The sequence below is a fragment of the Actinomadura spongiicola genome (assembly GCF_003432485.1).
GTDB lineage: Bacteria > Actinomycetota > Actinomycetes > Streptosporangiales > Streptosporangiaceae > Spirillospora > Spirillospora spongiicola.
In genome coordinates this window covers 25,480-50,359 of the sequence record NZ_QVNQ01000001.1, presented here as the reverse complement: position 1 = coordinate 50,359, position 24,880 = coordinate 25,480, and the positions used below count along the sequence as shown (strand labels likewise).

Annotated in this window: 25 protein-coding genes and 1 pseudogene; 7 read left to right on the top strand and 19 right to left on the bottom strand. The window is 70.8% G+C overall.

Annotated elements, in window-relative coordinates; all coding sequences use genetic code 11:
* Positions 1 to 5 precede the first annotated feature (5 nt).
* From D0T12_RS00230 to D0T12_RS36945, 12 genes are all read right to left on the bottom strand, one after another.
* Positions 6 to 971 carry a sugar kinase gene (locus D0T12_RS00230; RefSeq protein WP_199487210.1) on the bottom strand — a complete coding sequence of 322 codons (966 nt, stop codon included), beginning with the start codon at positions 969 to 971 and terminating at the stop codon, positions 6 to 8.
* A complete protein-coding gene (locus D0T12_RS00225; protein ID WP_117397212.1) occupies positions 968 to 1,648 on the bottom strand; it encodes a bifunctional 4-hydroxy-2-oxoglutarate aldolase/2-dehydro-3-deoxy-phosphogluconate aldolase in 681 nt (226 codons plus the stop codon). The genes D0T12_RS00230 and D0T12_RS00225 overlap by 4 nt, the downstream gene beginning before the upstream one ends.
* Positions 1,649 to 1,658: 10 nt before the next feature.
* Positions 1,659 to 2,882 (bottom strand): alanine racemase, encoded by a 1,224-nt coding sequence (locus tag D0T12_RS00220; protein ID WP_117397211.1) that lies wholly within the window; start codon positions 2,880 to 2,882, stop codon positions 1,659 to 1,661.
* Positions 2,879 to 3,664: an IclR family transcriptional regulator gene (locus D0T12_RS00215; RefSeq protein ID WP_117397964.1), complete on the bottom strand. Its 786-nt coding sequence runs from the start codon at positions 3,662 to 3,664 to the stop codon at positions 2,879 to 2,881. Before D0T12_RS00215 ends, D0T12_RS00220 begins: the two co-directional genes overlap by 4 nt.
* A gap of 170 nt (positions 3,665 to 3,834) precedes the next feature.
* Complete coding sequence (locus D0T12_RS00210; RefSeq protein ID WP_117397210.1) at positions 3,835 to 4,578, bottom strand: MBL fold metallo-hydrolase; 744 nt, start codon at positions 4,576 to 4,578, stop codon at positions 3,835 to 3,837.
* On the bottom strand, positions 4,575 to 5,729 hold the full coding sequence (locus tag D0T12_RS00205) for a M20 family metallopeptidase (RefSeq protein ID WP_117397209.1): 1,155 nt from the start codon (positions 5,727 to 5,729) through the stop codon (positions 4,575 to 4,577). The genes D0T12_RS00210 and D0T12_RS00205 overlap by 4 nt, the downstream gene beginning before the upstream one ends.
* Positions 5,729 to 6,697: an ABC transporter permease gene (locus D0T12_RS00200; RefSeq protein ID WP_117397208.1), complete on the bottom strand. Its 969-nt coding sequence runs from the start codon at positions 6,695 to 6,697 to the stop codon at positions 5,729 to 5,731. The genes D0T12_RS00205 and D0T12_RS00200 overlap by 1 nt, the downstream gene beginning before the upstream one ends.
* The gene (locus D0T12_RS00195) at positions 6,697 to 7,641 is read right to left on the bottom strand and encodes an ABC transporter permease (RefSeq protein ID WP_117397207.1); all 945 of its coding nucleotides are present in this window, start codon (positions 7,639 to 7,641) and stop codon (positions 6,697 to 6,699) included. The genes D0T12_RS00200 and D0T12_RS00195 overlap by 1 nt, the downstream gene beginning before the upstream one ends.
* On the bottom strand, positions 7,634 to 9,262 hold the full coding sequence (locus D0T12_RS00190) for a sugar ABC transporter ATP-binding protein (protein ID WP_117397206.1): 1,629 nt from the start codon (positions 9,260 to 9,262) through the stop codon (positions 7,634 to 7,636). Before D0T12_RS00190 ends, D0T12_RS00195 begins: the two co-directional genes overlap by 8 nt.
* A gap of 2 nt (positions 9,263 to 9,264) precedes the next feature.
* Positions 9,265 to 10,320, bottom strand: a complete 1,056-nt coding sequence (locus D0T12_RS00185) for an ABC transporter substrate-binding protein (RefSeq protein WP_117397205.1) — start codon at positions 10,318 to 10,320, stop codon at positions 9,265 to 9,267.
* 266 nt (positions 10,321 to 10,586) lie between these two features.
* Entirely contained in the window at positions 10,587 to 10,742 is a 156-nt protein-coding gene (locus tag D0T12_RS35155; RefSeq protein WP_158581348.1) for a hypothetical protein, read from the bottom strand.
* A gap of 254 nt (positions 10,743 to 10,996) precedes the next feature.
* A complete protein-coding gene (locus D0T12_RS36945) occupies positions 10,997 to 11,122 on the bottom strand; it encodes a hypothetical protein (protein WP_267900382.1) in 126 nt (41 codons plus the stop codon).
* Between the two features lie 321 nt (positions 11,123 to 11,443).
* On the opposite strand from D0T12_RS36945, the gene D0T12_RS00180 reads away from it, so the two are divergent.
* Together D0T12_RS00180 and D0T12_RS34670 are read left to right on the top strand one after the other, a co-directional pair.
* The gene (locus D0T12_RS00180; RefSeq protein WP_158581347.1) at positions 11,444 to 12,577 is read left to right on the top strand and encodes an amidase domain-containing protein; all 1,134 of its coding nucleotides are present in this window, start codon (positions 11,444 to 11,446) and stop codon (positions 12,575 to 12,577) included.
* A 13-nt stretch (positions 12,578 to 12,590) separates the two neighbouring features.
* On the top strand, positions 12,591 to 13,004 hold the full coding sequence (locus D0T12_RS34670; protein ID WP_147339313.1) for an Rv0361 family membrane protein: 414 nt from the start codon (positions 12,591 to 12,593) through the stop codon (positions 13,002 to 13,004).
* Here D0T12_RS34670 and D0T12_RS00175 read toward each other — a convergent pair.
* Complete coding sequence (locus D0T12_RS00175) at positions 12,934 to 13,905, bottom strand: alpha/beta fold hydrolase (protein WP_117397203.1); 972 nt, start codon at positions 13,903 to 13,905, stop codon at positions 12,934 to 12,936. The two genes, D0T12_RS34670 and D0T12_RS00175, sit on opposite strands and share 71 nt — an antisense overlap.
* A gap of 67 nt (positions 13,906 to 13,972) precedes the next feature.
* On the opposite strand from D0T12_RS00175, the gene D0T12_RS00170 reads away from it, so the two are divergent.
* Positions 13,973 to 14,527 (top strand): CGNR zinc finger domain-containing protein, encoded by a 555-nt coding sequence (locus tag D0T12_RS00170; protein WP_117397202.1) that lies wholly within the window; start codon positions 13,973 to 13,975, stop codon positions 14,525 to 14,527.
* 370 nt (positions 14,528 to 14,897) lie between these two features.
* Here the strand turns inward: D0T12_RS00170 and D0T12_RS00165 are convergent, their stop codons facing one another.
* The 3 genes from D0T12_RS00165 to fbaA form a co-directional block, all read right to left on the bottom strand.
* Positions 14,898 to 15,782 carry a dioxygenase family protein gene (locus tag D0T12_RS00165; RefSeq protein WP_117397201.1) on the bottom strand — a complete coding sequence of 295 codons (885 nt, stop codon included), beginning with the start codon at positions 15,780 to 15,782 and terminating at the stop codon, positions 14,898 to 14,900.
* A gap of 217 nt (positions 15,783 to 15,999) precedes the next feature.
* The gene (locus D0T12_RS35705) at positions 16,000 to 17,643 is read right to left on the bottom strand and encodes an RNA polymerase sigma factor (RefSeq protein WP_199487209.1); all 1,644 of its coding nucleotides are present in this window, start codon (positions 17,641 to 17,643) and stop codon (positions 16,000 to 16,002) included.
* Positions 17,644 to 17,897: 254 nt separating this feature from the next.
* The gene (gene fbaA, locus D0T12_RS00155; RefSeq protein WP_117397200.1) at positions 17,898 to 18,920 is read right to left on the bottom strand and encodes a class II fructose-bisphosphate aldolase; all 1,023 of its coding nucleotides are present in this window, start codon (positions 18,918 to 18,920) and stop codon (positions 17,898 to 17,900) included.
* A 237-nt stretch (positions 18,921 to 19,157) separates the two neighbouring features.
* On the opposite strand from fbaA, the gene D0T12_RS00150 reads away from it, so the two are divergent.
* Together D0T12_RS00150 and D0T12_RS00145 are read left to right on the top strand one after the other, a co-directional pair.
* On the top strand, positions 19,158 to 19,883 hold the full coding sequence (locus D0T12_RS00150; protein WP_117397199.1) for a DedA family protein: 726 nt from the start codon (positions 19,158 to 19,160) through the stop codon (positions 19,881 to 19,883).
* 63 nt (positions 19,884 to 19,946) lie between these two features.
* Positions 19,947 to 20,348: a RodZ domain-containing protein gene (locus tag D0T12_RS00145; RefSeq protein WP_233525757.1), complete on the top strand. Its 402-nt coding sequence runs from the start codon at positions 19,947 to 19,949 to the stop codon at positions 20,346 to 20,348.
* A gap of 516 nt (positions 20,349 to 20,864) precedes the next feature.
* Here D0T12_RS00145 and pyrE read toward each other — a convergent pair.
* Complete coding sequence (gene pyrE / locus D0T12_RS00140; protein ID WP_117397197.1) at positions 20,865 to 21,401, bottom strand: orotate phosphoribosyltransferase; 537 nt, start codon at positions 21,399 to 21,401, stop codon at positions 20,865 to 20,867.
* A 36-nt stretch (positions 21,402 to 21,437) separates the two neighbouring features.
* Between pyrE and D0T12_RS00135 the strand changes: the two genes are divergently transcribed.
* Both D0T12_RS00135 and D0T12_RS37230 read left to right on the top strand, forming a co-directional pair.
* Positions 21,438 to 21,956, top strand: a complete 519-nt coding sequence (locus D0T12_RS00135) for a hypothetical protein (RefSeq protein WP_199487208.1) — start codon at positions 21,438 to 21,440, stop codon at positions 21,954 to 21,956.
* A 225-nt stretch (positions 21,957 to 22,181) separates the two neighbouring features.
* Positions 22,182 to 22,379 (top strand): annotated as a pseudogene (locus D0T12_RS37230) (RapZ C-terminal domain-containing protein); the annotation flags it as partial.
* A 135-nt stretch (positions 22,380 to 22,514) separates the two neighbouring features.
* Here the strand turns inward: D0T12_RS37230 and D0T12_RS36930 are convergent.
* Positions 22,515 to 23,159, bottom strand: a complete 645-nt coding sequence (locus D0T12_RS36930; RefSeq protein WP_267900380.1) for a tetratricopeptide repeat protein — start codon at positions 23,157 to 23,159, stop codon at positions 22,515 to 22,517.
* Between the two features lie 80 nt (positions 23,160 to 23,239).
* Positions 23,240 to 24,541: an NYN domain-containing protein gene (locus D0T12_RS00120; RefSeq protein ID WP_117397194.1), complete on the bottom strand. Its 1,302-nt coding sequence runs from the start codon at positions 24,539 to 24,541 to the stop codon at positions 23,240 to 23,242.
* Between the last annotated feature and the right edge of the window lie 339 nt (positions 24,542 to 24,880).

The window sequence follows — 24,880 nt, the reverse complement described above, 5'->3', positions numbered from 1 at the left end:
GTCTCCTAGCGGGTGACGGTGTCTTCAGCTGATTTAAGTAGATCAAGGTCGGCTCGGCTCGGGAGACCCTCCCAGTCGCCGCGGACGGTAACGGCGTACGCCCCGGCGGCCGTGGCCGTGTCGAGACGGTCGGCGACGGGACGTCCCCGGACGAACTCGGCGAGATACCCGGCGGCGAACGCGTCTCCGGCGCCGACCGGGTCGATCACCGGCACCCGGTGCGCGCCCTGGACGTGCAACGCGCCCTCGCACAGCGCGACCACCCCCTGGGCCCCGCGCTTGAGGAGGACGTCGCGCGGGCCGAGCGCGGCGAGCCCCGCGGCGAGCCCCGCCAGGTCGTCGTCCGCGTCGGGGACGATCAGCCGCGCCTCCTGCTCGGTGGCGAACAGAAGATCGGCGCGTTTCACGAGTTTCTGCAAGCACTCGCCCGCCTCGGTCGGCGTCCACAGGGCCCGCCGGTAGTTCAGGTCGAGGGAGACGGGCACGCCCGCGTCGCGGGCGGTCTCGACGGCGTCGTCGAGGGCCTGCCGGGCGGTGGCGCTGATGGCGGCGGTGATGCCGGTGACGTGCAGAACCCGCGCCGACCGGATCAGGTCGTGCGGGACGTCGGCCGGGCACAGCCGGGACCCGGCGCTGCCCGTCCGGTAGTACTGGACGCGGGTGAGCGTCCCGGCGCGGCGCTCCTTGAACAGCAGCGCCGTCGGTGCGGACCGGTCCACCACGGTGTGGCCCAGGCGTACACCCTCGCCCGCCAGGACGTTGGTGATCAGGCGGCCGAACTCGTCGTCGCCGACGCGGCCGAACCAGGCGGCGGTGCCGCCGAGGCGGCACAGCCCGATCGCCGTGTTCGACTCGGCGCCGCCGACGCCGAGGTCCAGGGCGCGGGCGTGCCGCATGGGCCCGACGACGGGGTTCTCCAACCGCGCCATGGTCTCGCCGAACGTGACCAGGTCGATGCTCGGTTCGGTCATCGGGCGGCGCCCTCGCGCTCCACGCGGACGTCGGGTCGTCGGGCGGCGTGCACGGCGGCGAGGAGCCGGCCCGCCCGGTCGGCCAGAGCCGTCAGGGAGCCGCCGTCGAACGCGTCGCCGATGAGGGAGCCGCCCACGCCGACGGCGACGGCGCCCGCGGCGATGTAGTCGGCGGCGTTGTCCGGGCCGACCCCGCCCGTCGGAAGCAGCGGGACGTCACGGAACGGTCCCGCGAGGTCGCGCAGGTAGCGGGGGCCGAACGTCCCGGCGGGGAAGATCTTGACGGCGGTGGCGCCGAGGTCCCAGGCGCGGCCGACCTCGCCGGGGGTCAGCGCGCCGGGGTAGTAGGCGACGCCGTGGTCCCGTGCCACGGCGGCGACGCCTTCGTCGGTGTCGGGGGAGACGAGGAAGGAGGCCCCGGCGGCCACCGCCGCGGACGCGTCCGCGGCGGTGCGCACCGTGCCGGCGCCGAGTTCGACGTCCGCGGGCAGCCGTTGCCGCGCCGCGTCCAGTTCGGCGAGCGCGCCCGGGGTGTTGAGGGTGAGCTCCAGGCAGCGGACGCCGGCGTCGGCGAGGGTGTCCAGGACGTCGGCGACGCGTTCGGCGCGGGTGCCGCGGACGACCGCGACGACCCCGGTCGCCGTCAGCGCGCCTCCCGGCGCCAGGCGGGGGTTCATGTGTTTCCTCTCAGAAGTACGTGCGGATCAGGTCGGTCACCGTCTCGTCGTCGTCGACGACGGGGATGACCTGCCATTTGTCGAATGCCGTGCAGGGGTGCGAGATGCCGAAGCACAGCAGGTCGCCGGGGCGGGGCGGGGGCCCGTCGACCTTGACGTAGGCGTGGTGGTCGTTGGTGTCGGTGACGCGCAGGCCGCTCGCCGGGTGGACGGTCCCGTCCCGGCGCCGCAGCCGCAGCGGGACGGGCAGGCCCGCGTCATAGGGGGCCTCCCGTTTGCCCATGCCGACGATCGCGAGACCCGGCTCGGGGACGGACGTCACCTGCGCCCAGATCTCCAACGCCGCGTCCAGGGAACCGGGAATGCGGGTGTAGGGGGTCTTCTGCGTGTAGATGCCGTCGTCGTGGGTGATGTAGGCGCCGCTGCGCAGGATCACGGTCAGTTCGTGCCCCGGCAGCCATGCCCCGGACAGCCGCTCGGCGACCTGGTCGAAGTAGGCGCTGCCGCCCGCGGTGACGATGACGTCGCGGGGCAGCAACCCGGTCTTGGACAGTTCGGCGGTGGCGTCGCGGAGCCCGCCGAGGTAGGCGCTGGCGGCGGGGACGTCCGGCAGCCCGCCCTCGTATCCGGCGACCCCGGCGAGTTCGGTGCCGGGCGCGGCGGCCACGGCGCGGGCGACGGAGATCAGCTCCTCGATGGTGCGGCAGCCGGTCCGGCCGCCGCGGTGGCCGAGTTCGACCAGGACCCGGAACGGCCGTTCCCCGGCCGCCGCGGAGATCGCGGCGACGCCCTCGGCGGAGTCGGCGTACAGCAGGAACTCCATGCCACGGTCGATCTCGCCGCCGAGCCAGCGCAGCGCGGTCGGGTCGAGGAGCTCGTTGGCGAGCAGGATGCGGGGCACGCCGAACTTACGGTAGGCGAGGACCTGGTTCGCGGTCGCGGCGGTGATGCCCCACGCGCCCGCGTCGAGCTGCTCCTGGAACAGGGTCGGCGCCATGGACGTCTTGCCGTGCGGCGCGAACACCAGGTCGTGCGCGGCGCAGAACGAGGCGAGCGCGGCGATGTTGTGGCGCAGCGCGGACCGTCGCGCCACCATCAGCGGCCACGTGAACGGGCCGTCGAAGAGGAGGTGCCGCGCCGCGGTGAAGTCCTCGAACGAGACGGGAGCGCCGGGCTGCCAGATGCCCTTCGTCCGCCAGTCGACCTGCTCTCCGGGAATGTTCAGGCTGGTCACGGCTGTTTCCCTCCTCGTTTCTCGGCACGGCGACGATGCGGACGGGACGAACCGAGCACCCGGGAGATCTCCTGACCCGTGCGCTCCACCAGGGGGCCGACCTCCCGGACCCGGGCGGGGGTGATCCGGGACGCCAGCCCGGACACGCTGAGCGCGCCCACGGCCCGGTCGGTGTGGTCGAAGATCGGTGCGGCGACACAGCGAACCTCGGGTTCGTTCTCCCTGTCGTCCACGGCATACCCCGTCAGGCGGACCCGTTCGAGTTCGGCGGACAACCGGGCCGGGTCGGTGATGGTCCGTTCGGTGCGCGGCTCCATCCCCCCGGCGATGACGGCCTGGAAGTCGTCGTCGCCGAGCCAGGCGAGGATGGCCTTCCCGACGGCCGTCCGGTAGGCGGGCATCCGCATCCCGACCCGCGACGCCATCCGCACGTTGTGCTCGTTCTCGACCTTGTCGATGTAGACGACGTCGGGGCGTTCGTAGACGACGAGGTGGCAGGTCTCCCCGACCATGTGCTGGAGGCGGCGCAGCGGGTCGGCGGCGACGGAGCGCATGTCCAGCGACGACAGGTAAGCCTGCCCGAGGCGCAGCGCGCCGTGCCCGAGCCGGAACGAGCCGGTCTCCCGGTCGCGGGTGAGGAGGTCGCCGTCGACGAGCGGCGCGGCGAGCCGCAGCACGGTGCTCTTGCTGATGTCGAGGTCCTCGGCGATGCGGGTCAGCGTCACCCCGCGGGTGTCGGCGTTGTCGCGGACGTAGTCGAGAACCGCGAGCGCGCGCCGCAGCGACGACGACTGGTTGCGCGCGGGCCCCTTGGCGGGCGTCTTCGTGGTGCCCGATGTCTTCGTGGTGCCCGATGTCTTCGTGGTGCCCGATGTCTTCGTGGTGCCCGATGTCTTCGTGGTGCCCGGTGTCTTCGTGGTGGCCGGTGTCTGTTCGGTGCCGGTGTCTTGGCTCACGTTGTGCTCCCCGGAAGCAGTCCGCGGTCGAGGACGTCGCGGGCGGCCACGAGGTGGCGCCCGCCGCGCGCTAGTGAGATCTCGTGGTGGCCGGGCAGCAGGACGTCGACGTCCAGGTCGGCGAGGCGCGCGAGGCTCGCGGCGTACTCGGGGACCCGGGTGTCGTGCAGGTTCTGCAACGAGATGCGTCCGCCGGTGAACACGCAGTCGCCGGAGAACAGCACCCGCCCCTCGGACGCCTCCAGCAGGTAGCAGGTGTGCCCGTCGGCGTGGCCCGGTGTGGCGAGGGCGGTGAGGACGACGCCGCCGCCGAGGTCGATCCGTTCCGCGTCGGCGATGGGACGCACCTGCGGGCACGCCGTGAAGGTGTACTCCTCCGGGTACGCGCCGGACGCCTTGCCGCGGTCGAGGCTGATCTTCTCCTCCTCGCCGCGGGCGATCCACCGGTCCGCGGGGGACCCGGCGCGGACGGACAGCCCCGGCACCAGCCGCGCGAGTTCCGCGGCGCCGCCCGAGTGGTCGGCGTGTCCGTGGGTCAGCAGCAGGTGACGTTCGCCGGTGGGCCCGGCGGCGGTGGTGAGCCGCCGCGCGAGCACCCCGGCGGACGCCCCCGCGCCCGCGTCGATCAGCGCCGCGCCCCGTGTGCCGCGCACGAGGTAGACGTGACAGTCCAGCGGGTCGGTCAGGTCGAACCCGGCCGCGCCGCTGCCGACCAGGTCGATGTGCTGCGTGAGCCTCACCGCGGCCTCCCCTCGATGTCCAACGAGCGGACGGTCTCGGTGATGACGCGCGCCGCCAGATCGACCTCGGCGAGCGCGATGGACTCGTCGGCGGAGTGCGCGTCGGAGATCGAGCCGGGGCCGAACACGACCGACGGGATCCCGGCGCGGGCGAGCTTGCTGGCGTCGGTGCCGAACGGCATGCCGTGGACGGACGCGTCCCGTCCGGCGGCCGTGAGCGACCGGGACAGCGCGGCGGGCACCGGGCTCCCGGCGGGCGTGTCGAGGGAGTGGTCGAGGGTGAACGGCTCGTCCACCTCGATGTGGCCGGGGATGAGCGCGGTCAGTTCCTTCCGGTCCATGCGCCACACGTCGAGGGGGTCCTCGCCGGGAAGGGTGCGGCGGTCGATGTCGATCTCGCAGCGGCCGGGCACGGTGTTGGGGCCCTCCCCGCCGCGGATGCCGGTGACGCACCGCGTCGCGGATCCGAGCAGCGGATGCGCCGGGACGTCGGGCGCGGTCCGGTTGACGTGCCCGATCACGCGGGCCATGAGGGTGACCGCGTTGACGGCCTTGTCCGGACGTGAGCTGTGCCCGGCCGTTCCCAGCGTCCGGACGGTGTACCGCACGACGCCCTTGTGCGCGGTGGCGGCGACGAGCCCGGTCGGCTCACCGACGACGGCGCCGACGACGGGCGTGTCGGCGAGGTCGTCGATCAGGCCGAGAACCCCCTGGTAGGCGTGTTCTTCGTCCATGACCCCGGCGAGGACGACCCCGAACGGCGGCGGCCCGTCCTGCGCGAGGTTCGCCAGTGCCAGCATGAACGCGGCCAGCGGCCCCTTCGCGTCGCACGCGCCGCGCCCGTAGAGGCGGCCGTCCCGGATCGTCCCCGCGAACGGGTCGACGACCATGCCGCCGGTCTCCACGGTGTCGAGGTGCGACTCCAGCAGCACGGCGCGCGGATCGCGTCCCGGCACGGTCGCGACGACGTTGGGACGGCCCGGCAGGACCTCCCGCAGCTCGGCCCGCACGCCACGGGCCGTGAGCCAGTCGCGGACGTACTCCGCGACGGCCGCCTCCCCGATCCCGGACGCGGCGTCGACCGGCCCGCCTCGCGGGTTGACGCTCGCGATGCCGACCAGTTCCCGCAGCAACTCCCCCGAAGCCGACATCAGGTCCGCCGTTCCCTCGCGTAGGCGAGCAGAAGCCCGATGATGAGCAGGCCCAGCACGATCTGCCGGACGCCCTCGGACACGTTCCACGAGGCCAGCAGCGCGGTCAGCAGCGTCAACATCAGCGCGCCCGCCACGGTGCCGAGCACGTGCCCGCGCCCACCGAGAATGGACGTCCCGCCGAGCACGACCGCCGCGATCGACAGCAGCTGGTACGGGTTGCCCATGGTGAGCGAGCTGGTGGAGGTGAACCCGAGCAGGACGAGCCCGGACACCCCTGCGAGCAGCGAGCACGCCCCGTAGGCGATGAACGCGGTCCGGGCGAGCGGGACCCCCGACGCGCGGGACGCCCGTTCGCCGTTGCCGAGCGCGAACACGTACCGTCCGATCCGGGAGGCGTGCAGCAGCCACACGGCGACGGCGGTGATGCCGAGCCACAGCAGGAACGCCAGCGGCACCCCGGCGACCCGGTCGTTGGCGAGCGAACCGAGCAGCGACACCTTCGCCGACTTCGGCGACCCGTTGGTGTAGACGAGCAGCGAACCCGCGACGATCGTGCCGGTGGCCAGCGTCATCACCATCGGAGGCACGCGCAGCCACGTCACCCCGGCGGCGTTGGCGAGCCCGACGACGACGCTCGCCACGAGCGCCACCACGATGCCCGTCGTCCCGCCCGAACCGGCCGCGACCTGCGCGCACACCACCGCCGACAGCGCCACCACACCCGACACCGACAGGTCGATGCCGCTCATCATGACCACGAGGGTCTGCCCGACGGCGACGATGCCGAGGAACGCGGCCGTCTGCACCAGGTACCGGACGCTGGAGACGCTGTCGAAGCCCTTCGCGAACAGGACGGCGGCGATCCACGTCACGAGCAGGACGCCGAACGCCCAGGCGGCGCGGTTCTCCCGCAGCGTCCCCGTCAGACGGCGGGGAACGGAGGCCGTACGCGGCAACGCGGTCATCAGTCCGTCCTCTCGCGGGTCGCGAACGTCTTCACGGCGATCGCCACGATCAGCACCGCCCCCTGCATGATCAGTTGGTAGAAGGGCGACAGGCCGGTGAACAGCAGCAGGTTCGTCAGCAGCCCTATGAGCAGCGCGGCCAGCACGGTGGCGCGCATCTGCCCGATGCCGCCGAAGAAGCTGACCCCCGCGAGCACCGACGCGGCGATGGAGTTCAACGTGTACGGGGCGCCGATCGTCGCGTCACCGGACCCGGTCTGGACGGCGAGGCCGATCCCGGCCAGCCCGACGAACACGCCCGCCAGCGCGTACGCGCCGATCTTGACCTTGCGGACGCCGATGCCGCTGGCGTAGGCGCCGTGCTCGTTGCCGCCGACCGCGTACAGCGACAGCCCGAACCGGGTCGTCCGGACCGTCTTCCACAGCAGCAGCACGAGCCCGATCACCACGAACGGCAGCGCCAGCCCGTTCCAGCCGTTGTTGTAGGCGTCGACGAGCCCCGCCGGAACGCTGCCGCCCGGCTTCGGCAACACCACCAGCGTGACGCCGCCCCACAGGAACGACGCGGCCAGCGTCACGATGATCGGCGGTAGTCCCGCGTAGGCGACGAGCACGCCGTTCGCGGCCCCGGTCGACGCGGCGGCGGCCAGTGCCAGGACGGCGGCGACCGCGACACCGTCCTCGGCACGGACGGCGAACACCGCCATCGCGAGCGCCAGCACCGAGCCCAACGACAGGTCGATGCCGCCCGCGAGCATGACCGTGCTCTGCCCCATCGCCGCCAGGATCAGCGGCAGGAACTGCGCGGACAGGATCGTGATCGACGCCGGGGTGAACAGCTCCGAGTCGTAGTGCCGGTACGCGGCCAGCAGCACGACGAGCAGCGCGCCGAGCCCGACGACGTCGAGGTTGCCGCGCAGCGTGGTTGCGACGCGGTCAGGCATGCGTCCCCGCCCCCTTCCGGGGGGCGGCCTCGGCTCCGGTGACGGAGGCGCGGACGAGCCGCTCCTCGGACAGGTCCTCGCCCGCCAGCCGTTCCACGACCGCGCCCTCGTACATGACGGCGACCTCGTCGCACAGGCCGACCAGTTCCATGGTGTCTCCAGAGGTGACCAGCACCGCCATGCCGCCGTCGGCGAGCCTGCGGAGCAGATGGTAGATCTCGCGTTTGGTGCCGACGTCGATGCCGCGGGTCGGCTCCGCCAGCAGCAGGACCCGGGGCTCGGACGGCAACCAGCGGGCCAGTGACACCTTCTGCTGGTTGCCGCCCGACAGCCTCCGGACCTCCTGCTCCGGGCCCGTGACCCGGATCCGCATCCGCTCGACCAGATCGTCGACCAGCGCCGCCTCGGCGCCCCGGTCGACGGTGAGGAGCCGCTTCCCCGGGGTGACGACCCCGAGGTTGGTCAGGGACAGGTTCGCGCGGACGTTCTGCGCCACATGCAGGCCCTCGACCTTGCGGTCCTCCGGGACGTAGGCGATCCGGCCGCGGATCGCCTCGCGGGGGGACGCCAGGCGGGCGGGCCGCCCGTCCAGTTCGATCCGCCCGCTGTGCCGGACGAGCCCGAACAGCGCGCGGAGCACGGCCCGCTGCCCCTGACCCTGGAGCCCGCCGAGACCGATGATCCGTCCCGGGTCCAGGTCGAGGTCGACGTTCTCGCAGGCGCCGGGCACGGTCAGCCCCCGCACCTTGAGCACGGGCGCGCCGGTGAGAACGGGGATCGTGTTCTCCGCGGCGACTCCGGCGGCGCTCTTCTCCTCGGCGATCTCCGCCTCGGACGGAATCGCGGCGATCTCCGCGCCCACGGGGCTGCCCTCGCCCGCCTTCGGCGGGAACAGGTCGGACAGCTCCCGCCCGATCATCAGCCGGACGATGTCGTCATGGTCGGTCTCCGCGCGGTCGCGGGTCGCCATGACCTCGCCGTCCTTCAGCACGGTCAGCCGGTCGGAGACGGCGAACAGCTCCGCCATCCGATGGCTCACGATGATCACGGACGAGTCGGCGGCGCGCAGCTCGTCGACGACGGCGAACACGCTCCTGACCTGGTCGTCGTCGAGCGCGGACGTGGCCTCGTCCAGGATCAGCAGCCGTGGCCCCGACGCGAGCGCCTTGGCCAGTTCGACGAGCTGCTGCTGCCCGAGCGGCAGCCGTCCCGCCCTGGTCAGCGGGTCGACGTCCAACCCGACCCGCTCCAGCAGCGGGCGCGCCCGCTTCGCCAGGTCGCGGCGCAGGACCAGCCCGCGCCGCGCCGGCCACTGCCCGAGGAACACGTTCTCCGCGACGGTCTGGTGCGGGTTGAGGCTGAGCTCCTGGTGCACCGAACCGATCCCGACCTCGCGGGCACGGTGCGGCGACCAGGACCGCAGCGGCTCACCGTCGTACAGCACGCGCCCGGAGTCGGGCGACAGCAGACCGGTGACCAGCGACAGCACGGTGCTCTTGCCCGCGCCGTTCTCACCGACCAGGGCGAGCACCTCGCCCGCGCGGACGTCGAAGCTCACCTCGTTGAGCACCCGGTTGCCCGCGAACGACTTCGAGACCTTCTCGACGGCCAGGAGCGCCACCGCTACTTACCGATCAGCTTGTCGATCTCGGGCTGCGGCATCGGCTGGATCGGGTACGAGTCGTCCGGCTGGTCCGCCTTGACGTACTGATCCAGCGTGTCGTCGGTGATCTTCGGCAGCGGGACCATGATCTGGTTCGGCACGGTCGCCCCGCCCGCCTTGGCCACCGCCGCCCGCAGCGCGATCACGCCGAGGTAGTTGGGCTGCGCGGTCGACAGGGACGAGAACCCGTTCGCCTTCTGCTCCTTCCAGAGCTTCAGGAACCCGTTGTAGTTCTCGCCCGTGATCGGGACCATCTTCTTCTTCTGCTTGACCAGCGTCTGCAGCGCCGCCGCGGACAGGGCCCCGCCCTGCGAGAACACGCCGTCGATGTCGGGGTTCGCCGAGTACGCCGACGCGAACGCCTGGGCCGCGGGGGCCAGGTTGTACTCGCTGTGCACGTTCGCCGCGACCTTGATGTCGGGGAACTTCTTCAGCGCCTCCTGCGCGCCCTGCCAGCGTTCCTCGCTGACCGCGACGCCCGCCGGACCGTTGAACGCGATGATCTTGCCCTTGCCGCCGAGCTTCTCACCGAGCCACTGGCCCATCATCCGGCCCCACTCCTTCTGGTCGGTGCCGACGCGCACGACCTTCTCGGAGGTGACCAGGCTGTCGAAGTTGGCGACGGTGATGCCCGCGTTGACCGCCTGCTCCATGGCCGGGTTCAGCGCCGTGGACGAACCCGCGTCCACCAGGATCACGTCGTACTTCTGCTGGATCATGGCCCGGATCTGGGCGATCTGCTGGGACGTGTCGCCGTTGGCGTTGAACACCTGATAGTCGGCGATCTTGCCCTCGCCCTTCAGCTTCGCGACATCGTCCTTGATCATCTTGTCGGTCTGCTGCATCCACGACGGGGTGAGGTAGATCGTGGACCAGCCCACCTTCAGGGCCTTGGACTTGCCGCCGTCGCCGTCGCCGGACGAGTCGTCGCCGGAGTCGACGCCGCACGCGGCGGTGGCGGCCAGTGCGCCGAGCGCCGTCACGGCCACGGCGGCGCGCGTGAACCTACCGATCATGGGGGTGCTCCTCGTGACTGTCCGGGACCCGCTACGGGTCCCGGCGTTCCGGGCGGGACAACGGAGGTCACGCGGGTCGCGGCACCGTCCCGGGGTGAGCCCGGCGAACCAGGCATCCGGACGAACTCGTCCAAACGCCCGATTACCGGGCCTTCCCGCCCTTGCCGTGGAGGTTAAGACGGGCACCGAGCCCCACGCCAGATTTGCAACACATCATTTTGCACTGCAGAACACTGCTCTGACCAGGGGCGATGTCCCACCGAAGGCTACTCGGGCCCGTCCGACGGCAGCCGCGCCGCCACCGCGCCAATGCCACAGACCAGCAGCAGCACGGCCACCACCAGCAGGGGATTCACGAACCCGGACACCGAGTCGGCGCCGCAGCTCGTGGGGCAGGCGTCCCCGGGATCCTTGCCGCCCACGGCCCCCATGCTCGTCAAGCCGTAGCCGTACAGGGCCTAGAGCGCCAATAGCCATGTCCACACCAGCCGCGACCACGTCGCGCGTGGCGCCACCTTCCCCGGCCGAAGACCGGACCCCACGGCCCACACCCCCACACCCACGGCGGCCAGCGTCACCACCGGCCAGCCCACGATCGCCACGAACAGCGCCGCCAGCACCCCCTCGGATCGAGGACGAGCGTGACCACCAGTCCACCGCCCACGATCCCCAGCACTCACCTGCACAGCCGTCCGAACGTGTCCGCCCGCCACGCCCGCGGCGGCAACAGCACGATCAGCGCCACCACCAGCAACACCAAGGTCACCGTGATCGAGCCCCGGAAACCCCACTCAGAGGCCACGCTCCCACCACCGACAACCACCGCAAATGCCATGCGCCAAGTTGACCAACCCACCGGTGCTCTCGCCTGCGCTCCGGTGTGACGGAGGAGTGCAGCCACTGGTCAGCCGACCATTGTGTGGCCACCCGGAGTGCTAGCAGCGCAGACGGTCAGTAATGGTGAGTATCCGTGCACTCCTTGGCCGGAAACGGCCACTCCCATAACAGGCCACGCTACAGAGGGTTCGGCCTGTTGTTAGTAATTTTCCGGTTTGTCGCCGATGCAGCGTCTGGGTACCGTCGATAGTCCAATAGTTGATCACGTGTTCGGGGGATGATGTCGATGAAAATCACACGACGCCTGTTAGCCGCATCGATCGGCGGCCTACTGATCACGGAAGCACTTATCTCGCCTGCCCATGCTTCGGATCCGACGTCAGCGGACGCGGCGCCCGCCCCTGATCGAGCCAGGTTGGCCGCCGTCGCGCAGGCCGTTTACCAGGAGCGTGCCGATCGGCTCACGCGTCCTCCCGAGGCGAAAGCGAAGGCTCAGATCGCTGCCAGTGGACGATTCCAGGCGCAGCGGGCGGCCGACGGCCGACGACTCGAGCAGCGGCGGCAGATGTACGTCCGACTAGACGGCGGAAACTCTCACGCACAGGTGGATATCACTCCGCTGGGTCTTCGCGTAGCCGGTACGAAGGCCATCTTCAGGGTCCAGGAGCACACCAAGCTCTACTATGCCGGTGCGACCGAGGAGGAACGTGCTCAGGGGCTCGACTATGAGGAGTACGCGCTGGACCACGTCCTCACGTTCCGCTATTCCGGATCGGCCTGGCAGCTGGATGAGGCTCGCCCGACCGAGAAGGCGAACGGCGCCGAGGTTCCCACGCAGTTCGATGACGGCCGTCAAACGGTAGGGGCCCCTGATCCGCGGGAAGCACCGGCCTCGACGGCTCGGGGGCCGAGCGACCGGGCTCTCCCGGCGACCAGTGCTGCGGCTGCGGCTCGTAAGAAGCACATCATCTGGTACGGCGAGAAGTATGTCATCAAGCCCAACAAGGCATACCGGGTGTACCGAAACGACTGCACCAACTTTGTCTCACAGGCGCAACGACACGCCGGCTACCCGTACGTCGGCTCTGGTGCGTCCAACCGCAAGAACAACAAGAAGTGGTTCTACGGTCGTACCACCAAGAGCACCAGCTTCACCTGGGCTGCGGCCAAGAATTGGGGCCTGTTCTGGGCCTACCGCACGCTCTCCTATAGAAACGTCTGGGCTCTCACCCCGGGAGACCTCCTCCAGGCGGATTGGGATGGCGGAGGCAAAGACCACACGATGATCGTGGTCAACTGGCTCAAGGGCGGGGAACGTCTCCTCAATTACCACACTCGCAACACTCGCCACAAGAAGCTTTCTCGACTTCTGGCAGAGAATCGCAAGGCGACCTGGTACCCGCGCGGAACCATGGAGTGACACACTGAGAGCCGTGAGCAGTTCCAGCAGACTCCGCGTCCGGAAGGCGCTTGTCGCCGCCGCCGCTCTCGTGGTCGTGGCCGCACTTGCTGTCGCTTTCTGGATGTGGAGGGACGACGGCGGCGCCGAAAGTCCTCGTGCCATGGCTGATTCCTACGTATCGGCGCTCAATCACGGCGACCAGGACGAGCTGCGCAAGCTCTATCACCCGGACAGCAGAGACCGAGCTGATTCCGAGGTCAAGACCTTCCTCCGCCGATACGGGAGTAAGTCCATCAAGCTCGGTGATGTTCAGGTGATTCAGGATTTTGGGCCCGACGAAGCCAAGGTCCAGATTACCGGCACGGGTGAAGGCATCAGGTTGTCCGAGACCTTGTATATGGGCAGACGCGATGGGAGTTGGTACCTCGCCGCACCTCCCAACTAGACCAGCCAGAGCGCGGACGCCCCCCGCGCTCTGTCATGATCTGGTCGGTGAAGTCGGCGATCAGGGGGGCGATCTGCGGCAGGTGGTCTTCGAGGGCGAAGTGGCCGGTGTCGAACAGGTGGAGCTCGGCGGCGGGGAGATCGCGCAGATACGCGTGGGCGCCGGGCGCCGGGAAGAACGGGTCGCGCGCACCCCAGGCGATGAGCGTCGGCGGAGTGTGCTCGCGCAGCCAGGCCTGCCAGGCGTCATAGCGTTCGACGTTGGAGTGGTAGTCGAACGCGAGCGCGACCTGCGCCTCCTTGCGTCCGGGAAGGTCGAGGAAGTGCTGGTCGAGCGTCCAACCGTCGGGCGCGACCAGCTCCGGGTCGGTGACGCCGGTCACGTACTGGCCGCGCGTGCCGGACAGCGTCAGCAGGGCGCGGATCGTCTCCTCCGCACCCGGCGTGCCGGGACGCAGCGCGATGAACTCGCGGGCCGCGTCCGACAGGCCCTCCTCGTAGGCGTTGCCGTTCTGCACGATCAGGCCCGCGATCCACTCCGGACGCCGCTCGGCGAGCCGGAAGCCGACCGGGGCGCCGAAGTCGAACACGTACATCACGAAGCGCGCCAGGCCGAGCCCCCGCACGAACCCCTCGGTGACATCGGCGAGCCGGTCGAAGGAGTAGACGAACCCGGCGGGGACCTCGGTGTGACCGAACCCGGGATAGTCGGGCGCGATCAGCCGGTAGCGGGAGCCGAGCACATCGATGAGCCGCCGGAACTGGTGCGACGCGGACGGGAAGCCGTGCAGCAGCAGCACGACGGGTGCGTCGGGGCGCTCGGGCAGCGACTCGCGGTAGAAGACGCGGACCCCGTCGACGTCGAGGTGCCGGTGAACGATACGGGCGACGACAGAAGTCATGCTAATGCCTTTCCCTCGATCAGAGGCATTAGCCTAACGCATCAGCCCATCCATGTAGCATTAGTGCATGAGTGACCTCGTTCCCCTGATCGGGGAACCGCCCGCCCTGGATCTGGTGAACACCCGCACCGCCGTGGGAGACCTGCTCACCACCAGCGACGACCTACGCACCTGGCTCCGCCGGGAGGCCACCCGCTTCCCACAGGTGGACGTCCTGGGCGCCGACGCCGACCTGGCCGACGTACGGAGACTTCGCGAGCACACGTCCCGCCTGATCGACCACGCCCGCCACGGCACGCCACCACCGGCGGACGACCTGAACGCCCTCAACGAGATGCTGCGGGTCACTCCCGCCGTCACCGAACTGCGCTGGGACGGCTCCGCCATCACCACGGCACGCCACCGCATCGGCACACCCGCGGCCCAACTGATCGCCTGGCTGGCCGAGGAGACCGCCGCGCTGCTGACGGACCCGGCCGTCACCAAGATCCGCCAGTGCGAGGCGGACGACTGCGTGCTCCTCTTCCTGCCCGCCCACCCGCGCCGCCGCTGGTGCTCCCCCGACCGCTGCGGCAACCGCACCCGCGTCGCCCGCCACTACCGCCGCCACAGATCCCCCTGACGAACACAACCGACCCCGCGAGCGTCGACGCGAACGCGGGCCTGGTAGTAGGGCCGTTTCGACGTGGCCGCAGCCCCGCGCGAACGCGTCACCCGCCCGGCGCAGCGATGCCGAAGGCGAGCGAAACCGGGCGGATCGCGAAGCGATGTCGCGTTCGCCCAGGCCCGATCACGCAGCGAACCGCGAGGCGAGCGAAGTGGGCCGGTCTTGCGATCAGCACAGTGACCTCAGCCCGCACGCGAACGCGTGACCTGCCCGGCGCAGCGATGCCGGAGGCGAGTGGAGTCGGGTGGATCGCGAAGCGATGTCGCGTTCGCCTCAGGGACGGTCACGTAGCGAGCCGTTAGGCGAGCGGAGTGGGCCGGGCCTGCTAAGACACAGCAGGGGTGGTTCGGGTGTCGACGGCGATGGTGAGTGAGGCGGTGTAGCCGGTGGGGTCGCCGGTGACGGTGGCCATCTGGCGTGTGGCCTTGTCGTCTTTGAAGATGAGGTCGGTCTCCAGGGTGATCTCTGCCAGGGTCTGGACGGACCGCTGGTACCCCGGCTGGGCGTACGCCTTGTCGCAGGCGTCCTTCGGCAGGGCGAGCTGCGAGATCGCGATCGTTTTCGTGGCGTCGGTGATGTCGGCCCGGGTGGCGTAGACCTCGAAGTGGACGTGCGGCCAGCGCCCGGGGTAGCAGCCGGGGAAGATGCTGGTGAACCTCACCTTCCCGGCGCCGTCGGCGATCTGCACGCCGCGCAGGAAGTTCTCCTCCTCGACCCCTTCGGAGTACATGGAGTACGCCCCGTCGCGGTCGCAGTGCCAGACGTAGACGGCCGCTCCCGCGAACGGCGCGGCGTTCCTGGCCAGGTCGGAAACGGTCAGTTCCATCGTCATCGGCACGCCCTCGGCGGTGCCGTTCGCCGTACCGAAACTCGTTCTGATGTCGCTGCGGATGATGCCGCTCTGCTCCAGGACGTCGGGGCCGTTGGAGCCGTCGCCGGGGTAGGGGCCGGCGGTCTCGTCCGGGATCTCGCCGGACGAAGTGCCCGCCGACGCGGAGGACGAGCCGGAGGACGAGCCGTCTCCGCCGCCGCAGGCGGCGAGGCCGAGACCGGCCGCTCCGAGGCCGAGCAGTCCCAGCATTCGGCGTCGACCCAGCAAGGTATCAAGGTCGAAGCCGAGTCCCTGGTCGACGACCTCCTCGTCGGGACGGGCAAGGGCACGGCCCTCGAAGTCCGTGCCCTGGTTCCGCCTTCCGCGACGTTCGTACATACATGCTCCGTTTGCCCTAGCCACTGCGGGTGTGCCCGCCACTGTCCGCAGCCGTCCTGAACGCAGCATAAGTGGCGGACCGACCTTCCCTGGCGTCCGGATCGGGAGGACTTCGTCGAGGTCGGCGCGGTCTTTCGGCCGTTAGCGGCGGGGCGGCCGTTGGCCGGGTTGAGGGCGGGCTCAGGCCGGACAGGCCGCCGAGGGTTCCGGGGGGCGGTCAGAGGATGCTGGCGCCCCAGACGACGGCGATCGTGTGCGGCTCGCCGACGGCGTCGGTGAAGGTGAGGGTGGCTCGTCCGGGGAGTCTGAGGACGGCCTCGCGGAGGGTGAGGGTCACCTGGGTCTCGCCGTTCTCGGGCATGTCGCCCTGTGTCCTGGACAGGACGACGTTGTCGGTCGACGACGTCGCCGTCCACTGCACGGGCCCCTGCTTGGCCGAGAGGAAGACGTCGGCGGTCTTCTTGCCGAACAACTCGACCTTTCCCGGGCCGACGACCAGGACGCCGGGCCGATCGGGCGGTGGGTCGGACGAGGGTGGCGCCGGGCTGCTCGGGTCCTTGGGGGCCTGGTCGTCGGTGGGCGGGACGGCGGGGGATTGGCCCGGATGATTCGGATTGAGGCCCGGCCCGCCGCTGCCCGGTCCGCCATCGGGGTCGCCGCCCGGCGCGCGGGCCGCGGGTCTGCCGGGTCCTGACCCGTCCGGCGACTCGTGCGTGATGGACGGCTGCGGGTCCGTGCGGAACGGCGGCCACGAGAGCGGGTCGCCGCCGATGCCCGTCCCCATGGAGAACACGGCGATGAGCGCGACGGCGAGCGCGCCCGCCATCGCCCCGCCGGTGAACAGCCATCGGCGCGTGAACGGCGACGGCACGTCCGGCTGGGACGGCAGCCCGGACGGTGTGAGGGTGCCGCCCCGGGCGGCGATGTCGGCGCGGTATCCGGCGAGTTCCGGGTCCGTCGCGGTGTGCATGACGCGGTGGCGGAGCGCGGCGGGCAGCACCGGGGCGGGCGCCCGGCTCAGCAGGGCCGTGACGGTCACCCGGCCGCGTCGCAGGCAGGCGGGACAGTCGGCGACGTGCCGTTCCGTGGACGGGTCCGTGGGGGAAGACGCCTCGTCGGCGTCCGGGAGCCGTCCACCGGCGGGTGGCTCGGCGGTGGGCGGCGGGGGCGCCTCCTTCTTGGCCGGGGTGCGTGCCGCCAGGACGGCGACGGCCGTGGAGCGCGGCTCGTCCGGAACGCTCTCGGCCACCGTCGCCTCGGTCGCCGCGCAGGCCCGGTCGGCGCGGTCGATCTCCTTGCGGAGTGCCGTTTCGAGTTCCGCCCGACCGCGGCGCACCCGCAGCGCGGCCCGCCGTGACGACAGGCCGAGCGTCGCGCCGAGCCGGGCGGGGCGCAGCCCGTGCCGGAACGCCAGCAGCATGATCTCCTGCTCGGTGGGCGCGAGCCGGGCCAGGCAGGCGCGCAGGAGGCCGTGGAGTTCGTCCGGCGGCGGCCATTCGGGGGCGGCGTCGTCCGGCTCGGCGTCGTTCAGGAACGGGACGTCGGAGAACTCGGCGTCCCGATCCCAGAAGAGGCGCTCGGCCCGGCCGCGCCTGATGCAGCGGCGGCGGGCCGCCCCGTACAGCCAGGAACTCAGATACAGGCGGTCACGCATCCGGGGCGCGCGGCGGCACGCGTCGATGAACGTGTCATGGACGATGTCCGCCGCGACTTTCTCATCACCGGACATTGACAGGGCGTAGTCATAAATGCGCTCGCCGTACTGGTCATAGAGTGCCGCGAGCGCCCTGTCGTCGCCGTCGTGCAGTCCCTTGACCAACAGCCGGTCGGACGCGTCGGCGGAGGGCGACAACCTGGGCATTCACGCTCCCGGGACCGGCATGAGGTGTCCGTCCACATGGGGATCGTCCGGACAATCGGCTCACCCTACATACACCCAAGAAGCCCACTCGCACCACATGATGCGAGGAAATCACTATTAAGGTGACCTCAGGGTGAGATGTCGTTTCTCTCTGTGATCATCTTCGCCCCATGACTCAGCGTCAGAATCGAGTCAGCCGCGGAGCGTCGGCCCACGGGAAAACCGTCCCGATGGGCCGACGCGCTCACGCGGTGTTACTTCAGCTTCCGGCCCGCGGACTGGAGGTTCTCGCACGCCTCGACGACGCGCGCCGCCATCGCGGCCTCGGCGGCCTTGCCCCACGAACGCGGGTCGTACTGCTTCTTGTTGCCGACCTCGCCATCGACCTTGAGCACGCCGTCGTAATTGCGGAACATGTGATCGGCGACCGGGCGGGTGAACGCGTACTGCGTGTCGGTGTCGATGTTCATCTTGATGACGCCGTACGACACCGCCTCCCGAATCTCTTCGAGCGTCGAGCCGGAACCGCCGTGGAAGACCAGGTCGAACGGCTTTTCCTTGCCGTACTTGGCGCCGACCGCGTCCTGGATCTCCTTGAGAACCTCGGGCCGCAGCTTCACCGAACCCGGCTTGTACACGCCGTGCACGTTCCCGAACGTCGCCGCGAGAATGTACCGGCCCTTCTCGCCGACGCCGACGGCCTCGGCGGTGGCCAGCGCGTCGCCCGGCGTCGTGTACAGCTTCTCGTTGATCTCGTTGGCGACGCCGTCCTCCTCGCCGCCGACGACGCCGATCTCCATCTCCATGATGATCCGGGCCTTGGCGCACTCGTCGAGCAGCCCGGCGGCGATCTCCAGGTTCTCGTGCAGTTCGACGGCCGACCCGTCCCACATGTGCGACTGGAACAGCGGCTCCTCACCGCGCGCCACCCGCTCCTGCGAGATCTTGATCAGCGGACGCATGAAGCCGTCCAGCTTGTCCTTCGGGCAGTGGTCGGTGTGCAGGGCGATGTTCACCGGGTACCTGGCGGCCACGACCCGGGCGTACTCGGCCAGCGCGGTCGCGCCCACGACCATGTCCTTGACCGAGGAACCGGAGAGGTACTCGGCTCCGCCGGTGGACACCTGCACGATCCCGTCGCTCTCGGCCTCGGCGAAACCGCGCAGCGCGGCGTTCAGCGTCTGGCTGGACGTCACGTTGATCGCGGGGAACGCGAAGCCGTCCTGCTTCGCTCGGTCGAGCATCTCCCCGTAGACCTCGGGCGTTGCGATGGGCATTGGTCAGCGTCCTTTCATACGGAGTGAACCCTCCATCCGGCCTCGCCGCCGGAGCCTCCCCGCCGCGGACGCCGAGGATGGAGGTGTTCAGATGTGCCGCCGGGCATCCAGCGGGCGGTAGCACCCGGACGTCCGCCTACCCAGGGTGAGGGCCCTGGTCACGTCATCCGGGCCGGGCGTGCCGTCCACGTCCAGTATCCCGCCTAATCGGAGCGTGGGGAAAGGTACGCTCGCTGGGTGGATCTCTTGACCCTGCCTCTGAGCATCACCGAGTGGCTGCACCCGACCGCGTGGCTGGAACTGTTCGGCACGTTCGCGACCATCGGCGTCCTCGCCATCATCTTCGCTGAGACCGGACTGCTGTTCGGCTGCATCCTGCCGGGCGACTCGCTGCTGTTCACGGCGGGAATCCTCACGGCGGTCTCCACGCTCCACGGGCAGGAGTTCCAGCCCCTGTCGCTGCCCTGGCTGCTGGTCGGCGGGCCCATCGCGGCCATCGCCGGGGCCCAGCTCGGGCATTTCCTCGGCGCCCGCTACGGGCGCAGGCTGTTCGACCGTCCCGACTCCAGGATCTTCAAGCAGGAGTGGGTGGAGAAGGCCGAGTACTACTTCAACCGCTTCGGCCCGGCCAAGGCGGTCGTCCTGGCGCGGTTCATCCCGATCGTCCGGACGTTCCTCAACCCGCTCGCCGGGATGCTCGGCATGGACACGCGCCGCTTCTTCGTCTGGAACTGCGTCGGCGCCGTCGTCTGGACGGACAGCCTGTTCCTGATCGGCCACTTCCTCGGCGCCGAGGTGCCCGGCATCGAGCGCTTCATCCTGCCGGGGGTCGCGGTGATCCTCGTCCTGTCGGTCATCCCGATCGTCCGAGAAGTCCTGAAAGGGCGCAAAGCGGACCAGGGTCCGAATAAGAATGGCCCCGAAGAGTCACGTCCGTCGCTCAGCGGTGACAGTTATCGCTAACCTCCCCATGTGGGACGTCATCGGTCGGACCCTAGGGGTCTCGCGCGCATACTGATCGCGGCTTTGGCCGTCGCGGCCGCCTTGGCCCTTCTCATCGGCGGCGGCGTGGCCCTGGTCAACGCGGTGACCGGCGAGCCCGAGAAGACCGGCCCGTCGTCGGCGGGCACGCCGCCCGTCAAGGACACCCCGTCCGCCGACATCACGAAGACGCAGGCGACGGTCGTTCCCCTGGTCATCCGCGTGACCGGCCAGGCGACCAACGTCCTGGTCCAGGTCGCCGGGACCCGCGGGAAGATCCTCACCAAGGGCACCCTCAACTCGGGCGAGACCCGCCAGTACGAGGTGGCGCCCCTCCAGGTCGTCGCCGCCAACGGCGGAGCGCTCCAGGTCGTCATCTACGGCGAGCTGCAACCCGCCAAACCGGAGGGACGCCGCGCCACCTGGTTCGTGAACGCCCGCGACTGACCTATTTTTTTCAGGACCGGCCCACTTCGCTCGCCTGGCGGCTCGCTGCGTGACCGTCCCTGGGGCGAACGCGACATCGCTTCGCGATCCGCCCGGTTCCGCTCGCCTTCGGCGTCGCTGCACCGGGCGGGTAACGCGTTCGGCGCGGGCTGAGGCCACATCGAAACGCGCCTGGCTTTTTCGCGGTCCTGGCCCGCTTCGGTCACCTGGCGGCCTACCGCGTGTCCGCGCATGGGCGGACGCGGGTTCGCTCGGCGATCGGCCCGGCTCCGTTGGCCTGCGGCATCGCGTCACCGCGCGATCACGCGTTCGCGTGCGGGCTGAGGCCACATCGAAACGCGCCTGGCTTTTTCGCGGTCCTGGCCCGCTTCGGTCACCTGGCGGCCTACCGCGTGTCCGCGCATGGGCGGACGCGGGTTCGCTCGGCGATCGGCCCGGCTCCGTTGGCCTGCGGCATCGCTTCACCGCGCGATCACGCGCTCGCGTGCGGGACTGGAGGCCACGTCGGGACGCGGGTTAGCCGAGGCCGAGATCGGCCACGTCGTAGGGGTGGCGGTAGACGAGGCCCTCCTCGGCGATCCGCTCGGCCGCGCCGCGCTCCAGGATCGTCGCGACCGCCACGACCTCCGCCCCCGCCTCCTGCAGCGCCTCCACCGCGGTGAGGACGGAGCCGCCCGTCGTCGAGGTGTCCTCCACGGCGAGCACCCGGCGTCCCGCCACGTCCGGACCCTCGATGCGGCGCTGCAACCCGTGCGCCTTGCCCTCCTTGCGGACCACGAACGCGTCCAGCTCCCGCCCACGGGCCGCCGCCGCGTGCAGCATCGCCGTCGCCACCGGGTCGGCGCCGAGCGTGAGCCCGCCGACGGCGTCGTAGTCCAGGTCGGCGGTCTCGTCCAGCATGACCCGTCCGACGAGCGGCGCCGCCGCCCCCGCCAGCGTCACCCTCCGCAGATCCACGTACCAGGACGCCCGGCGCCCCGAGGAGAGCACGAAGTCCCCGTGCACCACGGCCCTGTCCTTGATCATCCGCAGCAGTTCATCACGATCGCTCACGTGAAGACCCTATGCGGCCCCGGGTACGGTGCCCGCATGACGCCGGGAACGATGATCCTGCTGCACGAGCCGAACGCCACCGCCGCCGCCTGGGGCGACCTGCCCGAGATGCTCCGCTCGTACGGCCTGGACGTGGTCGCGCCGGACGTCCCGGACGCCACCGGCCCCCGCTACATCGCCCGCGCCTCGCTCACCATCACCGCCACCGACCCCGCGCCCCCGCTCGCCCTGGCCGCGCACGGCGCCGCCGGCCCCCTCCTCCCCGGCATCGCCCTGGCCCAGCGCGCCGCGCACCGTCCCATCGCCGCCTACGTCTTCATCGACGCCGACCTCCCCCGCCTCGGACGCCACCCGGACCCCGAGAACGACCTCCCCATGCCCCCAGATTGGCCGGAGGCGCCCTGCGGCTACCTCCGGACCCCTACGGACCGCGACACCGCCCCCGATCACGACCAGGCGATCAGAGAGGCCCGCCTCCGCGGCTGGCAGGTGACCGAACCCGAAGCCCCGACCACCCTCCCCCAGTCTCTGAGCAAACTCCTCACAACCCTCTGACCCCACCCGACCTGCCCCTGCCCGTCCCCGGCCACCGCCTCTGCGTTTTCTACGTCATGAGGGCCGACCTCGGTTAAACCGATACGGACTGCTCCGCACGTGACTTGGCGTTCAGAGAGGCCCGCCTCCGCGGCTGGCAGGTGACCGAACTCGAACCTCGACCACTCTCTGTCCCTGCGCGACAGCGGTGCCGACAGCGAGGGCGGACCTGCGCGCCTCGCGGACGGGTACGACCGTGAGGGCAAGCACTACGTGACGCTGGCCGTGGGATGTACCGGCGGCGCGCACCGTCGTGTTGCCATGGCGGAGACGCGGCACCTCGGCGTCGGCGTCGAGGAACTCCTTGGCGCCGCCCTGCCCGTCTTCGGCCGCAGCTCCGGCAGGGCACCAGGGCCTCCGGGTGCCGCGGGAGCGGTCGCCTGACGGCTCATGTCACGGCTGGGCCGTCAGCGAGTTCCGGCCGGGTGTCACCGTGAGACACGGCCCAGCGGCGGACGTTCGTCGTGTTCGTCCAAGGGGCCGACCCCGGGGCACCGCAGGCGGGTCTCACGCCGGCGGCTAGTTCTTCAGGAGGTCGTCCAGGAGGGCGTCGTAGTCGTCTTCGCTGCGGCCGAGGTCGATGCGGGCGCGGTAGCGGAGGCGGAGGAGGGCCTCCAGGCTGTCCTCGGCGATGGCGACGTCGTCCGGGCCGGGGGTGAGGGTGTCGGCTCCGGGGGTGGGCTGCTCGTCGGGGCCGCCGCCGATGCCGGTGCCGACGGCGCGGTCGCGGAGGGCGAGGATGACGTCGGCGCCGCTGGTGGCCCATTCGTGGGCGCCGGTGGCGTCGCCCTGGGCGTAGAGGACCTCGGCCACGGTGCGGTAGACCTCGGGGTCGCGGGGCTGGTCGGCGCGGATCTGCTCGACGAGGGCGCGGGCCTCGTCGGCGCGGTCCAATTCGAAGAGCGCGTCGGCCAGGTAGGCGCGCGGGTCGCCGTAGGTCTCGCCGCCGTCGTCCATGGCCTTGCGGTACAGCTCGGCGGCCCTGCCGTGGTCGCCGGCGTGCTGCCACTGCTCACCCGCGCGCAGCAGGACGTTGGCGCGTGACACTCCGCCGGACACCGACTCGGCCAGCTCGGACAGCCGGCGGGCCGCCGAGATGTGATCGCCGGTGCGCAGGGTGTCGAACTCCAGGTCGTCGAGATCGTCTTCCGTCACATGCGTCACGCTTCAACGCTACCCGTCACCGTGCGACCGAAGCGGGCGAATCACTGATGATCGTGGAATACCGGTGCGTACCTGTCGGCTCACCTGCGGGAACGTTCGAGGGCGTCCCAGAATCCGCGGCGTAGCGCGTGCCGGACCTCGTCGTGCAGGAGGAAGTCGATCGGGAGTGAGGAGCCCTGGAGGAGGCGTGCCTCCAGGTCGGACGGCATTCGCGGTTTGCGGGCGAGGACGGCCTCCAGCCACAGCGCGGGCGCGTCCCTGGCGACGGACTCGCCGAAGTCCTGGCCCTCCTGGTGGGCGGCCTTGACGGCGTCCGCGAGCGTCGGCGCGCTCTGCTGGACGGGGGCGGGCGAGACCTGCTGCGGGCCGGTGTAGGGGCCCTGCGGCTGCATCGTCTGCGGCGGTGGCGGCGGGGACGGCGCCGGGACGGGTGACGGGCTGTACTGCGAGCCGAGGCTCGGTGGCGCCGCGGGCGGGGCGGCGGGGGCCGGGGACTGGGTGGTGGACGGTCCGGCCGCCGACGTCGGTTGAAGCGGCGACTGCTGCGCGCCGCTCCCGTAGGACGGGACGCCGCCGGGCAGCTGCATCGGGCCGGTGGCCACGCCGGTGCCGCCGGTCGTCGTTCCGGTGGACCCCGGGTTGAGGGATCCGCCGCCCATGGCCGGGCCGAGGTCCCGGACGGCGGGCGCGCCGGTCGTCGAGGGCCGCCCGCTGATCGGGGACGACGGCGGAGGCCCGTTGTTGACGGCCGGTTGCAGCGTGCCGAGGGCGCCGCCGTGCCCGTTGGGGCCATGGCCGTTGGACAGGGGACCCGCACCGGCGCTGGAACCGGCCGTCCCGTCGACGCCGGTGAGCAGGTTGACGTAGGTCCGCAGGTGGCTGGAGCCGATCTCGATGAGGTCGTCGCATTCCTGCCGCAGCACCCGGGAGATCGTCCAGTTGCCGTCGACGGCGACGTGCACGACGGTGACGCGGACGCCGAACTCCTGGGCGTCGGCGACGATCTGCGCGAGGTCCTCGTCGCCGCTGACCAGGACGGCGTCGGTCAGCGCGCCGTTGCGGGCGAGCGCCATCAGGTCGCGGCGGATCTCGGCGTCGACGCCCTCGCGGCGACCTGGCCGGATGCGGCCGAGCCGCAGTTTGAGGCCGGGCAGGTCGGCGAGCGCGTCGTGTTCGGGGGAGCGGCGGCCCTCGACGGTCGCCTCGTACCAGTAGCAGCGCAGCAGGGGCATGCCGGTGCGTTCTCTGGCGAGGTCGCCGAGGAGTTGGAGGAGGCCGCCGAAGTCCCACGAGACGGTCTCGCGATGACGTGTGCCGTGCACCGCCATCGCGCCGTCGGCCAGCAGGTAGCCGGCGTCTACGAACAGCGCGCAGCGATCCATGCGACACCGCCCTTCCTCTGCACGGGAGTTCACGGCCTGCCCATCCGGCGTAGTGTCCCGGGCCGCCTATAGCGTAGTGAAGCGCGTCAACCCGGGAGACCAATACGGCGATTCGCCACTCTTTCACGGAAAGACGCCGGTTGGCGATTCCCCTGTAACGAGATCTGTGACCGCGGCGGACGCTACCAGCCGTTCGGGTCCCGCCCTCGACTTCCCCATGATCTTTACGGGAACAATCAGGTCCGTGGTGCAGTTCCGGGGTCCGCGCGACCTGCGCTTCAACCGTCCATGGCGACCGCCCTATCGCGCGATAGGGAGCGGAACGCCTTGAGTTGGGGC

What these genes read in the sequence shown, in the direction of transcription:
- D0T12_RS00120 (WP_117397194.1), bottom strand. Translation starts at nt 24,541, where the DNA reads ATGGATCGCTGCGCGCTGTTCGTAGACGCCGGCTACCTGCTGGCCGAC.
- D0T12_RS00175 (WP_117397203.1), bottom strand. Translation starts at nt 13,905, where the DNA reads ATGACTTCTGTCGTCGCCCGTATCGTTCACCGGCACCTCGACGTCGAC.
- D0T12_RS00185 (WP_117397205.1), bottom strand. Translation starts at nt 10,320, where the DNA reads ATGATCGGTAGGTTCACGCGCGCCGCCGTGGCCGTGACGGCGCTCGGC.
- D0T12_RS00180 (WP_158581347.1), top strand. Translation starts at nt 11,444, where the DNA reads ATGAAAATCACACGACGCCTGTTAGCCGCATCGATCGGCGGCCTACTG.
- D0T12_RS00225 (WP_117397212.1), bottom strand. Translation starts at nt 1,648, where the DNA reads ATGAACCCCCGCCTGGCGCCGGGAGGCGCGCTGACGGCGACCGGGGTC.
- D0T12_RS00195 (WP_117397207.1), bottom strand. Translation starts at nt 7,641, where the DNA reads ATGCCTGACCGCGTCGCAACCACGCTGCGCGGCAACCTCGACGTCGTC.
- fbaA (WP_117397200.1), bottom strand. Translation starts at nt 18,920, where the DNA reads ATGCCCATCGCAACGCCCGAGGTCTACGGGGAGATGCTCGACCGAGCG.
- D0T12_RS00205 (WP_117397209.1), bottom strand. Translation starts at nt 5,729, where the DNA reads ATGTCGGCTTCGGGGGAGTTGCTGCGGGAACTGGTCGGCATCGCGAGC.
- D0T12_RS00230 (WP_199487210.1), bottom strand. Translation starts at nt 971, where the DNA reads ATGACCGAACCGAGCATCGACCTGGTCACGTTCGGCGAGACCATGGCG.
- D0T12_RS00200 (WP_117397208.1), bottom strand. Translation starts at nt 6,697, where the DNA reads ATGACCGCGTTGCCGCGTACGGCCTCCGTTCCCCGCCGTCTGACGGGG.
- D0T12_RS00135 (WP_199487208.1), top strand. Translation starts at nt 21,438, where the DNA reads ATGACGCCGGGAACGATGATCCTGCTGCACGAGCCGAACGCCACCGCC.
- D0T12_RS00170 (WP_117397202.1), top strand. Translation starts at nt 13,973, where the DNA reads ATGAGTGACCTCGTTCCCCTGATCGGGGAACCGCCCGCCCTGGATCTG.
- D0T12_RS00165 (WP_117397201.1), bottom strand. Translation starts at nt 15,782, where the DNA reads ATGTACGAACGTCGCGGAAGGCGGAACCAGGGCACGGACTTCGAGGGC.
- D0T12_RS35705 (WP_199487209.1), bottom strand. Translation starts at nt 17,643, where the DNA reads ATGCCCAGGTTGTCGCCCTCCGCCGACGCGTCCGACCGGCTGTTGGTC.